The following is a 13278-nucleotide window of genomic DNA, read 5'->3' as shown; positions in this document are numbered from 1 at the left end:
AGAATCCCGCCATCAAGAGGTTTAAAGGATTAACCGGGAAGTACTTCGACTAATAAGGAAAAGTTTATGACCACAGTTAAAAAAGCAGTCATCCCAGTGGCGGGTTTGGGGACCCGTATGTTGCCGGCCACCAAGGCCATCCCGAAAGAGATGCTGCCGATCGTCGACAAGCCGCTGATCCAGTACGTGGTAAACGAAGCGGTCAAAGCGGGGATCAAGGAAATTGTCCTGGTCACCCACGCCAGTAAAAACGCCATCACCAACCACTTCGACACCTCATTCGAGCTGGAAGCCCAGCTGGAAAATCGCCTCAAGCGTCAGCTGCTGGAAGAAGTCCGCGCAATCATCCCGCGCGATGTGACGGTGATTTCCGTGCGTCAGGCCGAAGCCAAAGGCCTCGGTCATGCCATTTCCTGCGCGCGTCCCGTGGTTGGTGACAACCCGTTTGCGGTACTGCTGCCAGACGTCCTCGTGGATGAATATGCAGCTGACCTCACCAACACCAATCTCGCAGCCATGGTGCGCAACTTTGAGCAGACCGGTGCCAGCCAAATCATGGTTGAATCGGTCGAGTGGGAAGAAGTGAGCAAATACGGCGTTGTGGATTGCCTCGGCGCAGACCTGAAAGTAGGCGGCGTAGCCAAAATCGACGGCATGGTAGAAAAGCCCAGCGTCGATGCGGCTCCATCCAACATGGCCGTTGTGGGCCGCTACGTGCTGCCCGCAGAAATCTGGTCTCTGCTGGACCAGACCCAGCCGGGTGCTGGTGGTGAAATCCAGCTGACCGACGCCGTCGACGAGTTACTCAAGGTGCAGAGCGTAGAAGCTTACCGGATCGTTGGTCACAGTCACGACTGCGGCAACAAGCTGGGCTACATGAAGGCCCAGTTTGAGTACGGCCTGCACCACGCCGATATCGGCGCCGGCCTTCGCGAATTCCTCGAAGGCCAGAAGCAGCGCGAAGCAGCGGTGGCCTGAGGGTCGAAGCCTGAGTGGAAGTGCCCGGGGCAGGCGGCTGACCCCGGGTTCAGTGTCAGGCTGTCTGAGCGAAGCTAACTATTTGATTTGAAAAGTTGTTTTTTCTGGTTGACACCCGAAGGGTCGCTGTTAAAATGCGCCTCGCTTTCGGGGGAAACCCAAGTGTGAAAGCAACCCAAATATGGGGCCTTAGCTCAGCTGGGAGAGCGCAACACTGGCAGTGTTGAGGTCAGCGGTTCGATCCCGCTAGGCTCCACCAAATTTAAAAGGCCGCATCCGAAAGGATGCGGCCTTTTTTGTTTTGGCCGCGCTCCGCGAAACCACACGGAAGTTGGAGCAGTGAACGCGTCGAGGTTAATACAGCCGCGGAATTACTGTAAATTATTCGACCAATAAGCATGCAGATAACTCAATTGGGGGAGTGAATGAACACAGGGAATGCGACGAGAAAAGGCATTATTTTGGCCGGGGGTTCCGGCACCCGTCTGTATCCGCTGACCAAAGGTGTCAGCAAGCAGCTCATGGCGGTCTACGACAAGCCCATGATCTACTACCCGCTTACCACGCTGATGATGGCCGGTATCCGGGATATTCTGATTATCACCACGCCGGATGAGCAGTCACTGTTCCAGAAGCTGCTGGAAGATGGCAGTCAGTGGGGCATCAATATTTCTTATGCGGCGCAGCCATCCCCGGATGGTCTGGCCCAGGCATTTCTGATCGGGCGCGAGCACGTGGGTAACAACCCCAGCGCGCTGGTGCTGGGCGATAACATCTACTACGCGGAACGTTTCAACGAAGTGCTAAAAAGTGCGGACCAGCGAACAGAGGGCGCCACGGTGTTTGGCTATCATGTTGCCGATCCGCGCGCCTACGGCGTTGCCGAATTCGACAGTAACGGCAAAGTGATCAGCATCGAAGAAAAGCCTGCAGAGCCAAAGTCCAACTACGCCGTAACCGGCCTTTATTTTTACGACAACCAGGTGTGCGACCTGGCACGGGAAATCAAGCCCAGCCACCGCGGTGAGCTGGAAATCACCGATCTCAACCGCATGTACCTGGAGCAGGGCAAACTGAATGTCGAGTTGATGGGCCGCGGCTCCGCCTGGCTGGACACCGGCACCCACGACAATCTGTTGGAAGCCGCCCAGTTTGTGCAGACCATCGAGCGCCGCCAGGGCCTGAAGGTGGCCTGCCCGGAGGAGGTCGCATTCCGCAAAGGCTTTATCGATACTGAAATGCTGGAAAAACAGGCCCAGCCTCTGATGAAGAGTGGTTACGGCGAATACCTGATGCAGCTGATTGCCGAGTCCGCTCGCGACCACCGCTTCACACGCTAAAGACCACGTAGGAGCCTGCCCGCAGGCGAGCAAACAATGAAAATATTAGAAACCAGCATTCCCGATGTAAAAATCATCGAACCCAAAATCTTCGGCGATGAACGCGGCTTCTTCCTGGAAACCTTCCGCCAGGACTTCTTTAATCGCGAGTGCGCCGAGCGCACTTTCGTGCAAGACAATCACAGCAAATCCGGTCAGGGTATCCTGCGTGGCCTCCACTACCAGGCCCAGAGTACCCAGGGCAAGCTGGTGCGCGTCACCGCCGGCGAAGTGTTCGACGTCGCCGTAGACCTGCGCAAAAGCTCCGCCACCTTCGGCCAATGGGTGGGCGTACTGCTGAACAGCGACAACATGCGTCAACTCTGGGTGCCGGAAGGCTTCGCCCACGGCTTCTACGTTACCAGTGAGTCCGCCGAGTTCGTTTACAAGTGCACCGACTACTACGCTCCTGAGCACGAGCACTCCCTGCGCTGGGACGACCCCGCAATCGGTATCGAATGGCCTCTGGTAAATGGAGAGCAGCCCAAGCTTTCCGCCAAAGACGCCGAAGGCAAGCTTCTGAAAGACGCCGTCACCTTCGACTAACTCACCTCGGAAATACCTGTAGGAGCCTGCCTGCAGGCGAACAATTCAAAAAATGAAAATACTAATCACCGGTAAGAACGGCCAACTGGGGCAGCAGCTCCAAAAGCAAGCCCCCGCCGATAGCACCATTATCGCCTACGGCCGTGACGCCTTGGATATCGCCAATAAAGAACAGGTGTTCACCGTCCTTAAGCAAGAGCAGCCAGACCTGCTTATCAATGCCGCTGCCTACACTGCCGTAGACAAAGCCGAATCCGATTGCGAGCAGGCTCACCTGATCAACGCCCGCGGCCCCGAAAACCTGGCGTTAGCTTGCCGGGAGTTGGGCATTCGCCTGGTTCACGTATCCACCGATTTCGTTTTTGACGGTAAACAGTCCCGGCCCTATCAGCCACAAGATACCCGGTGTCCGTTGGGCGTATACGGTGCAAGCAAAGCCCGTGGCGAAGAAGCCATTGAGGCCATCCTGCCCGAAGCCATCATCGTACGCACCGCGTGGGTCTACGATCGCGAGGGGGGCAACTTCGCGACCACCATGCTGCGCCTGATGAGCGAGCGCGATCAGCTGGGCGTGGTGGCCGACCAGATCGGAACCCCCACTTGGGCCGGTACCCTGGCGCAATCACTCTATGCGCTGGCGGCAAACCGCGAAGCCAGTGGCATTTATCACTGCACCGACGCCGGCGCCGCCAGCTGGTATGACTTTGCCGTAGCCATTTATGAAGAGGGCAGGGCCGCCGGCCTGTTGCCAGAAAGCAAACAGGTGCAAATCAGCCCCATAACAGCAGCGGATTACCCAACGCCTGCCGCCCGCCCCGCATTCAGCGTGCTGGACAAGAGCCGCCTGGTAAAAGACACCGGTGTAGAGCTGAAACACTGGCGCCAGGTTTTAAGGGCCGCACTCAATTCAACGGAACTGCAAAAATGAGCAATCTACTCGTAACCGGCGGAGCCGGCTTTATCGGTGCCAACTTCGTCCACTACTGGATGAAAACCTACCCTCAAGACAACGTTGTTGTTCTGGACGCGCTCACCTACGCTGGCAATCAAGCCAGCCTGGATCCTGTTGCGGATAACCCCAATTTCACCTTTTGCCACGGCGATATTTGCGATACCCCGCTGGTAGAAACGCTGCTCAAAGAACACCGAATTGATACGTTGGTGCACTTCGCTGCAGAGAGCCATGTAGACCGCTCCATCACGGGTCCCGATGCGTTTATTGAAACGAATATCATTGGTACTCATAGCCTGCTGAAGGCGGCAAAAAAAATTTGGCTGGAGGAGGGGTTGAACAAGGAGAGCCACCGCTTCCACCACGTCTCCACCGATGAGGTATACGGCACCCTCGAACCCAATGATCCCGCCTTTAGCGAGGCCACTCCATACGCACCCAACAGCCCCTACTCCGCGAGCAAGGCCGCGTCTGACCATCTGGTCCGCGCCTACCACCACACCTACGGCCTGAAGGTCACCACCAGCAACTGCTCCAACAACTACGGGCCCTACCACTTCCCGGAAAAGCTGATCCCGCTAGTCATTACCAACATCCTGCACGACAAGCCCCTGCCTATATACGGCGATGGCCAGCAGATCCGTGACTGGCTCTATGTGGAAGACCACGCGCGCGGTATCGACCTGGTGATCAAAAAAGGCGAGCTGGGGGAGTGCTACAACATCGGCGGTATTAATGAGTGGGCCAATATCGATATCGTCAAACTGATCTGTGAGCTGGTGGATAAAGCATTCGCCAGTAATCCAGAGCTAAGTGACCGATTCCCGCACGCGGGCCGCGCGAAAGATGGGCACTCTGCCGAGCTCATCACCTACGTGACTGACCGCTCCGGTCACGACCGTCGCTACGCCATCGACCCGTCCAAGTCTCGCCGTGAGCTCGGCTACCAGCCGGTGGAATCTTTTTCCTCGGGAATTGAGAAAACCATCCAGTGGTACCTGCAGAGCGAGTCCTGGTGGGCCACGTTAGTACACCCGTCTAAAAATTGAAGACCGCCCTTTGCCTGCCTAAAACTTAACCGCAATTGAGTTGCTGATGCTTCGGCACTGATACAAATTCATACAGTCTGTAATGGTCTGTAATTGAATTAGACGTGAATCGGACGACCGACTGCTGTACAATTTCGCGCCTGCTGCATGGAAGCTCGTCACAATTTCTTGGTGTGGCCGAGGAAATTAGAGAAGGATCTCTTGACAGTGGTGCTCCTGAGGTGGTTGCGATCATCGGGGTGGGGTGCCGTAGAAGTAGCCAGAAGTAATAAGAATCCGAACGCTCAACATGCAACCCTCCATCCACCGCAGCCCCTGGCAGATCCAGCGTGACGTAATTCGCGCACTCCTGATCCGCGAAATGAAGACCCGCTTTGGCAAGTGGCGTCTGGGTTATGCGTGGGTGTTGCTGGAGCCAGCCATGCACATCATGCTACTGGCGGCAATTTTCAGTTTTACAGGTGCGGAGTTTTACCCTGGTATTCCCACCATGCTGTTTATGCTGGCAGGGATCGCGCCATTTATTTACTTCAGCAATTGCTTCAGTAAAGGAGTGGCGGCAGTCGAATCCAACCGCGGCCTGTTCAACTACCGTCAGTTGCGGCCATTTGATGCCGTGCTCACCCGGGTACTGCTGGAATTCGCCATCTACCTGTTCAGCCTTGTTGTGCTGTTGGTCATTCTCGCCTGGTTCGGTGTCACCGCCCGTTTCAATGATTTCCTGCTGCTGGTCGGAATCAACCTGCTGTTTTTCTGCTTCTGCCTGGGGATCAGTCTCACCATGTGTGTGGTGGGCACAAAACTTCCTGAGGTCGCCAAGTTTGCGCCGATGATTGTTCGGCCGTTGTATTTCATCTCTGGGGTGTTTTTCTCGCTGGAGCAGGTGCCGCAGGAGTATCACGGCTATCTCTCTTGGAACCCGCTGCTGCATATGATCGAGCTGACCCGTGAAGGGCTGTTCGCCAGTTATCACGGAATGTTCGCCGATCTGCCCTATCTGGCAACTAGCTCGCTGGTCATGCTCTCGTTTGGGTTATTGGTTTACCGCAGCCAGTGGCGTGACCTGGTGCGCAGCCAATGATCGAATTGCGGAACCTGACCAAGTCCTTCAAGACGCCGGCGGGCCGCAAGGTGCTGTTTCGGAATGTGAATGCGGTTTTCCCCGAGAGGAAAAATATCGGCATTCTCGGACGTAATGGTGCGGGCAAGTCCACCTTGCTTCGTATCATGGGTGGGATTGATTACCCGGATTCCGGCATGGTGATTACCGACCAGCGTATCTCCTGGCCAATGGGGCTTTCCGGCGGTTTTCAGGGGAGTATGACGGGGCGTGAAAATGCCGCCTTTATTTGTGGGCTCCACGGAATCTGGGGCAGCGCAAAGCGCAAAGTACTGGATCGAGTACAGGAGTTCGCCGAGATCGGGGACTACTTCGATGCTCCGGTTAAATCCTACTCCTCCGGTATGCGCTCGCGCCTTGCATTTGGCCTGAGCATTGCAGTGGATTTTGACTATTACCTGGTGGATGAGGTGATGTCGGTAGGGGATGCGCACTTCAAGCACAAGTGCGAGCAGGTGATCGCAGAAAAGCGCAAAACCGCGAATTTCATCATCGTCGCCCACAGCATGCCGACGTTGAAAAAAAACTGTGACGTGGGAATTTATCTTGGCCCCTCCGGCTTGCAGATATTCGATACCGTTCAAGAAGCGATTTCCCTGTACCAGCAGGGGATTCCCAAGCCCGCGCAGACTGCCGCGGGCGGACAAAAGTAAGAGTTATGGAAACAGTAGAAAAAGCACCGGCGACCGGCCAAACAAAAGCGGCCAATACAGCAAAAAAAATACTGCGGAAGCTGTCTGCGGCAAGTGTCGGTGCATCGCCTGCGCGCGCCAGCCGCTGGGCTGGCCTGGCACTGTTTGTCTTGCTGCCACTGCTATTTGTCAGTGGTTATTACCTGTTTTGGGTTTCAGACCGCTACGTCAGCGCCACGCAGCTGATCGTAAAAGACAACAGCAGCAGTCAGGGAATGTCATCGAGCCTTGGGTTCCTGGTGCCAGGTATGGGAAGTGACAACCAAGACGCCTTTCTGGTGGTGAACTATGTCCAGTCACTGGATATGGCCCTGTATCTGGACCAAGAGTTGGGGCTTGCTGCGTATTTCAAGAGCGATGAGTACGATATGTTCTCGCGGCTTCCCGTGGATGCTTCGCAGGAAGATTACCTCGAATACTATCGCGCGCATATCGCTGTAGCACATGACGAAACCACTGGCATCATCAGTATTGAAATGCAGGGTTTTGAGCCGGAATTTGCACAGTGGCTGGTAGAAACGGTAATCCGCAAGTCGGAAGATTTTGTCAATGCCATCAGTAATCAGCTCGCCGACAAGCAGGTATCATTTGTGCGCAGTGAGCTGGAGCTTGCGCAGACCAAGCTGCGTACCAGCAAGCAAAAAATCCTGGATTTTCAGAACCGGAATCAGGTCGTCAGCCCGGAAGAACTGACGAAAGGTATCGGCGCCATTATCCAGGGACTGGAGGCCAAGCTCGCCGAGCTTCGGGCGAAGCTCACGGCGGCAAAAACCTACCTGCACTCGGATTCCTCTCAGGTGATTTCCCTGCAGGCGGAGATCAGTTCCCTACAGCAACAAATTGAGGCGGAAAAAATCCGCCTTGTCGGAGTGGCTGAAGAAGGTGGCGAAGAGCGCCTCAATAGCCTCAACGCCCACTTCCAAAATCTACAGCTGGACCTGCAGTTTGCCATGGATGCCTATCAGGCATCGCTCACGGCTCTGGAAACCGCACGTATGGAGGCCTCGGGCAAGTTGAAGCATTTGATGGTAATCAGCCAGCCTTCCATTGCAGAAGACCCGGAGTATCCGCATAAGCTGTACAACCTTACGAGCCTGGCAGTGATTCTGTTACTGCTGTACGGCATCGGCAAAATGCTGGTCGCCAGTATTCGTGATCACCGTGTGTAAGCGGAACATTTAATCCCCAGATTTGATAAGCGTTATGACAAAAACATTGATAAAGCGTTGGGTGATCAGCGCGCTTGTAGCCACCGGGCTCAGTGCCAGTGCCGTTGCGCTGGATACCCAGCAGCTGGAAAAAGACCGGCTGCAGGTGTCCACGGGGGGCCATCTCCCCGTTTTCGGCGAATCCCTGTTCAAAGGTGCCTTTAAAGACCAGCCCTTTAGCGGCTTCAATGGCGGCTATCACATTACCGTGGGCGACCAGATTGCCCTGCAACTGTGGGGAGCCTACAGCTTTAACGCAGTGCTGACCGTGGATGCACAGGGGAATATTTTTATTCCGGAAGTTGGGCCGGTACACGTCGCAGGTGTTGAGAACGGTGAGCTCAACAGCTTTGTACTGCGGCATGTAAAGCGGGTGTTCAAGAGTAATGTACAAGCCTACGCAAACCTTGAGGCTAGCCAGCCAGTAAAAGTCTTTGTGACTGGCTTTGTGAAAAGCCCGGGCCTGTACCCCGGATTTTCATCGGATTCCGTGCTGTACTACCTCGACAGTGCCGGCGGTATTAATCGCGAGAGTGGCAGCTACATCGATGTCAAAGTGTTGCGCCAGGGTAAAGAGTTACACCGCGTGAACCTCTATCGTTTCCTGGTGGAGGGGCAAATGCCCGCGCTGCAATTGCGCAATGGAGATTCCATCGTCGTCGGGCCGCGTAAGGGCTATATCAGCGTAGAGGGCGCCGTACAGGAGTCCGGCCAGATCGAGTTTGTGGGTCCTGCCACCCACCTTGGCGAAATGCTGCTGGTTGCCAAGCCCGACCCGCAGGCCAATTTTGCACGCATTACCCAGATCATTGATAACGAGCAGCAGGCGAGTTACCTCCCGCTGGAAGAGGCCCTGAGTACCCCATTGCACCCAGGTGCTCATGTAGAGCTGGTGAGCGATAGTGAAGTCAGCAGTATCTCTGTTCGTGTCAGTGGCGAAGTGAATGGACCGGCCGCTTATGTATTGCCGTATGGTGCTACTCTGCAGGACCTTCTTGACAAGTTGCGATACCGGGATAATGCCGATGCATTTGCACTTCAGTTATACCGCAAAAGCGTGGCGAAAAAGCAGAAAGTGGCACTGGAGCGTTCACTGGATGCCTTGGAAATGGAAGCGCTGACCCGTCAACCCACGACGACAGCAGACCAGGCGTCAATTAAGGATACGGCTTCCATGATCCAGAATTTTATTTCCAAGGCACGAAATGTTCGGCCGCGAGGGCAGGTAGTGCTGGCGAACAATGCCAACGCAGGGCAAATGTTACTTGAAGATGGTGACTCGCTGATCGTTCCTTTGCGCTCGTCCACCGTGTCAGTAGTGGGTGAAGTGGTGTTCCCCACTTCGTTGATATTTGATGAGCGCAATACCCTGGAAGACTACATCGAGTTGGCTGGTGGTTTTTCCAATAACGCAAACTCCGACGAACTCGTTGTGCTGCACATGGATGGAACCATCAGTCGCATAAAGGAAAGCAAATTTGATAATCGTCTCAAGGGTGTGCTACGCCCGGGTGACGAGATCATGATCATGCCAAAGATTCAGGCGAGTGAGTTGCAAGTTACCAAAGATGTAACGGAGATTTTGTACCGTATTGCAGTTGGTACTGCAGCAGTATTGTCTTTTTAGGTAAGTCATTCTAATTGGAAGGGGGCGGCTCGGAGGTAGGTCGGGCCGCCAGAAGAATTAATCGCGCTGCGTGGCAAATAGATTAAATAACTGACCCTAAAATTTCTGCACAGTAGTCGTCCAACTTTAAATAAATTGTACTTGGAGGAATGAATGAAAACTGGAACTTCGTCACGAAAAGGAATAATTCTGGCTGGCGGGTCAGGTACTCGACTCTATCCGCTGACCAAAGGCGTCAGCAAGCAGTTGATGGCCGTGTACGACAAGCCGATGATTTATTACCCCCTCACCACCCTGATGATGGGAGGTATCCAGGATATCCTGATTATTACCACCCCGGAAGAGCAGTCTCTTTTCCAGAAATTGCTGGAAGACGGAAGCCAGTGGGGCATCAACATCACTTACGCGGTTCAGCCGTCTCCAGATGGTCTTGCACAAGCATTTCTGATCGGCCGCGAACACGTTGGCAATAATCCTAGTGCGCTAGTGCTGGGCGACAACATCTATTACGCCGAGCACTTCAGTGAAGTTCTGAAAAGTGCTGATCAACGCACCGAGGGTGCCACCGTATTCGGTTACCACGTCGCTGACCCTCGCGCTTATGGTGTCGCCGAGTTTGATAAATCAGGCAAGGTTATTAGCCTCGAAGAAAAGCCTGAGCAGCCAAAATCCAATTACGCGGTTACCGGCCTCTATTTTTACGACAACCAGGTCTGCGACCTGGCACGAGAAATCAAACCGAGCCACCGTGGAGAGCTCGAAATAACCGACCTCAACCGTATGTACCTGGAGCAGGGCAATCTAAACGTAGAGCTGATGGGCCGCGGTGCCGCATGGCTCGACACCGGTACCCACGACAACCTGCTGGAAGCCGCACAGTTCGTACAGACCATCGAACGGCGCCAGGGCCTGAAAATTGCGTGCCCTGAAGAGGTCGCGTTCCGCAAAGGCTTTATCAACGAAGAAGCCCTGGAAAAGCAGGCCAAGCCTCTGATTAAGAGCGGCTACGGGGAATACTTGATGCAGATTCTCGCCGAATCCAAAACCGACCACCTTTTCTCACGTTAATTCGCCCTGATTACAAGATGTGGAAGCCTGCCTGCAGGCGAACAGAATTATGAAAGTAATAGAAACAAAAATTCCTGATGTGAAAATCATCGAACCCAAAGTTTTCGGTGACGAACGCGGTTTCTTTCTGGAAACCTTCCGCCAGGACTTCTTTAGCCGCGAATGTGCCGAGCGTACCTTTGTGCAAGATAACCATAGCAAATCCAGTCGAGGTATTCTCCGCGGTCTGCATTACCAGACCCAAAGCACCCAAGGAAAATTGGTGCGCGTAACCGCCGGTGAAGTATTTGACGTAGCCGTAGACATGCGTAAAAGCTCCGCCACTTTTGGCCAATGGGTGGGTGTACTACTAAACGAAGATAATAAGCGCCAACTCTGGGTTCCAGAAGGCTTCGCCCATGGGTTCTATGTCACCAGCGATTCCGCCGAGTTCGTCTACAAGTGCACCGACTATTACGCACCGGAGCACGAACACTCCCTGCGTTGGGACGACCCGGAAATTGGTATCGAGTGGCCCCTGGTCAACGGCGAGCAGCCCAAGCTTTCCGCCAAAGACGCCGAAGGCAAGCTGCTGAAAGACGCAGTCGTCTTTGATTGATGTGCAGGGAAGAAAAATGAAAATTTTGATCACTGGTAAAAACGGCCAGCTGGGCCAGCAACTGCAAAAGCAAGCACCCGCGGATATTTCCGTCATCGCCCACGGCCGCGAAACCTTGGATATCGCTGACAAAGAACAGGTATTTTCTGTCCTAAGTGAGGCGAAACCAGATGTAGTTATAAACGCTGCCGCCTACACCGCGGTCGATAAGGCCGAATCCGAAGTAGAACAAGCCCACGCTATTAACGCACGCGGTCCAGAAAATCTGGCTCTCGCCTGCCGCGAGTTGGGAATTCGCCTGATTCACGTTTCCACCGATTTTGTGTTCGACGGTAAGCAGTCGAATCCATACCAGCCGGTAGATATCCGTAAGCCCGTCAGTGTATATGGCGAAACCAAGGCGCGCGGCGAGGAGGCCATCGAAGCCATTCTGCCGGAAGCGATCATTGTGCGCACCGCCTGGGTCTACGACAGTAAGGGCAGTAACTTCGCCACCACCATGTTGCGTCTCATGAGCGAGCGCGACCAACTCGGTATTGTTGCTGATCAGATTGGAACACCCACCTGGGCCGGGACTCTTGCAAAGAGCCTCTACGCATTGGCTCAAACCCCCGAAGCCAGTGGAACTTATCATTGCGCCGACGCTGGTGTTGCCAGCTGGTACGACTTTGCCGTCGCAATTTATGAAGAAGGCAAAGCCGCCGGCCTGTTGCCTCAAGACTGCGAAGTACAAATTGGCCCCATTGCCACCAGCGACTACCCAACCCCAGCAACACGTCCATCCTACAGTGTGCTGGATAAAACCCGGCTAACAAAGGAAGCCGGCGTAGAGCTGAATCATTGGCGCCAAGTACTGAGGGCTGCTCTGGCTTCACACAACTTGTAGAAGTATCCCTTCAGGTGAACTGCGGCATAGTAATGCCCTACTAAGAAAACAAATTCAAAACTGATTGCTCCCGTACACCCGGGACCAAGACCAACGGAACTGCAAAAAATGAGCAACCTGCTAGTAACCGGCGGCGCCGGCTTTATCGGCGCCAATTTTGTCCATTACTGGATGAAAACATACCCGCAAGACAAGGTAGTCGTACTGGACGCACTTACCTATGCCGGTAACAAGGCCAGCCTCGATCCCGTGGCAGACAACCCGAATTTTGTATTCAGCCACGGCAATATCTGCGATACCGCACTGGTAGAAACCCTGCTTAAAGAACACCATATCGACACGCTTGTGCACTTCGCCGCCGAGAGTCATGTAGATCGCTCCATCACCGGCCCGGATGCGTTTATTGAAACCAACATCATCGGTACTCACAGCCTGCTCAAAGCGGCAAAGAAGGTCTGGCTGGATGAAGGGCTGAACAATGAAAGTCACCGCTTTCACCACGTATCCACCGATGAAGTGTATGGCACCCTGGGGCCCAACGATTCCGCATTCAGCGAGACGACCCCTTACGCGCCGAACAGCCCATATTCAGCGAGTAAAGCTGCATCAGATCACTTGGTGCGCGCCTACCACCATACTTATGGTCTCAATGTCACTACGAGCAATTGCTCCAACAACTATGGGCCTTACCACTTCCCGGAAAAGCTTATTCCATTGGTGATCACCAATATCCTCCATGACGAGCCGTTGCCCATTTATGGAGATGGCCTACAAATCAGGGATTGGCTATATGTCGAGGACCACGCGCGCGGAATTGAGTTGGTTATTAAGAATGGCCTAGTCGGTGAATGCTATAACATCGGCGGGGTAAACGAGTGGGCAAATATCGATATTGTCAAATTGATTTGTGACTTAATGGATAAGGAGTTTGCGAGTCGGCCGGAACTTTTAGAGAGGTTCCCCCTAGCGAGCATGGCAATTCAAGGAAATTCTAAAAACCTTATCTCTTATGTAGATGATCGTGCAGGACATGACCGTCGCTACGCAATTGATCCTAAAAAAACAGAAAATGAATTAGGTTACTCACCACGTGAGACATTCAAGACGGGTATTAAGAAAACCTTGAATTGGTATCTTGATCGCGAAGATTGGTGGCGGGCATTAATTAAGTAATT

Annotated in this window: 13 protein-coding genes and 1 tRNA gene; all 14 read left to right on the top strand. The window is 53.9% G+C overall.

Going from position 1 to position 13278, the window contains the following annotated elements:
- Nucleotides 1–66 precede the first annotated feature (66 nt).
- The 14 genes from galU to rfbB (Q1A74_RS11170) all read left to right on the top strand — a co-directional run bounded on the left by galU (nt 67) and on the right by rfbB (Q1A74_RS11170) (nt 13276).
- Nucleotides 67–978, top strand: a complete 912-nt coding sequence (gene galU / locus Q1A74_RS11235; protein ID WP_299595833.1) for a UTP--glucose-1-phosphate uridylyltransferase GalU — start codon at nt 67–69, stop codon at nt 976–978.
- Between the two features lie 183 nt (nt 979–1161).
- Nucleotides 1162–1237 (top strand) — tRNA-Ala (locus Q1A74_RS11230).
- A 166-nt stretch (nt 1238–1403) separates the two neighbouring features.
- Nucleotides 1404–2318, top strand: a complete 915-nt coding sequence (gene rfbA / locus Q1A74_RS11225) for a glucose-1-phosphate thymidylyltransferase RfbA (protein WP_299595831.1) — start codon at nt 1404–1406, stop codon at nt 2316–2318.
- A gap of 36 nt (nt 2319–2354) precedes the next feature.
- A complete protein-coding gene (gene rfbC, locus Q1A74_RS11220; protein ID WP_299595829.1) occupies nt 2355–2903 on the top strand; it encodes a dTDP-4-dehydrorhamnose 3,5-epimerase in 549 nt (182 codons plus the stop codon).
- Nucleotides 2904–2955: 52 nt separating this feature from the next.
- Nucleotides 2956–3831, top strand: a complete 876-nt coding sequence (rfbD, locus tag Q1A74_RS11215) for a dTDP-4-dehydrorhamnose reductase (RefSeq protein ID WP_299595827.1) — start codon at nt 2956–2958, stop codon at nt 3829–3831.
- Nucleotides 3828–4904 carry a dTDP-glucose 4,6-dehydratase gene (rfbB, locus tag Q1A74_RS11210; RefSeq protein ID WP_299595825.1) on the top strand — a complete coding sequence of 359 codons (1077 nt, stop codon included), beginning with the start codon at nt 3828–3830 and terminating at the stop codon, nt 4902–4904. The genes rfbD (Q1A74_RS11215) and rfbB (Q1A74_RS11210) overlap by 4 nt, the downstream gene beginning before the upstream one ends.
- Nucleotides 4905–5193: 289 nt before the next feature.
- Nucleotides 5194–5985, top strand: coding sequence for an ABC transporter permease (locus tag Q1A74_RS11205; protein ID WP_299595823.1), 792 nt, complete (start codon nt 5194–5196; stop codon nt 5983–5985).
- On the top strand, nt 5982–6677 hold the full coding sequence (locus tag Q1A74_RS11200; RefSeq protein WP_299595821.1) for an ABC transporter ATP-binding protein: 696 nt from the start codon (nt 5982–5984) through the stop codon (nt 6675–6677). Before Q1A74_RS11205 ends, Q1A74_RS11200 begins: the two co-directional genes overlap by 4 nt.
- Nucleotides 6678–6682: 5 nt before the next feature.
- Nucleotides 6683–7885 (top strand): hypothetical protein, encoded by a 1203-nt coding sequence (locus Q1A74_RS11195; RefSeq protein WP_299595819.1) that lies wholly within the window; start codon nt 6683–6685, stop codon nt 7883–7885.
- Nucleotides 7886–7919: 34 nt separating this feature from the next.
- Nucleotides 7920–9551, top strand: a complete 1632-nt coding sequence (locus tag Q1A74_RS11190) for an SLBB domain-containing protein (RefSeq protein WP_299595816.1) — start codon at nt 7920–7922, stop codon at nt 9549–9551.
- 153 nt (nt 9552–9704) lie between these two features.
- Nucleotides 9705–10619, top strand: coding sequence for a glucose-1-phosphate thymidylyltransferase RfbA (gene rfbA / locus Q1A74_RS11185; protein WP_299595814.1), 915 nt, complete (start codon nt 9705–9707; stop codon nt 10617–10619).
- A 49-nt stretch (nt 10620–10668) separates the two neighbouring features.
- Entirely contained in the window at nt 10669–11217 is a 549-nt protein-coding gene (gene rfbC / locus Q1A74_RS11180) for a dTDP-4-dehydrorhamnose 3,5-epimerase (RefSeq protein ID WP_299595812.1), read from the top strand.
- A gap of 1 nt (nt 11218) precedes the next feature.
- A complete protein-coding gene (gene rfbD, locus Q1A74_RS11175) occupies nt 11219–12103 on the top strand; it encodes a dTDP-4-dehydrorhamnose reductase (protein WP_299596968.1) in 885 nt (294 codons plus the stop codon).
- 108 nt (nt 12104–12211) lie between these two features.
- Nucleotides 12212–13276 (top strand): dTDP-glucose 4,6-dehydratase, encoded by a 1065-nt coding sequence (gene rfbB / locus Q1A74_RS11170; protein ID WP_299595810.1) that lies wholly within the window; start codon nt 12212–12214, stop codon nt 13274–13276.
- Nucleotides 13277–13278 lie beyond the last annotated feature (2 nt).

It is taken from the genome of uncultured Microbulbifer sp., assembly GCF_947504145.1.
Classification (GTDB): domain Bacteria; phylum Pseudomonadota; class Gammaproteobacteria; order Pseudomonadales; family Cellvibrionaceae; genus Microbulbifer.
The sequence above is the reverse complement of the archived record's forward strand: the minus strand, read 5'-3'. Positions and strand labels throughout refer to the sequence as shown.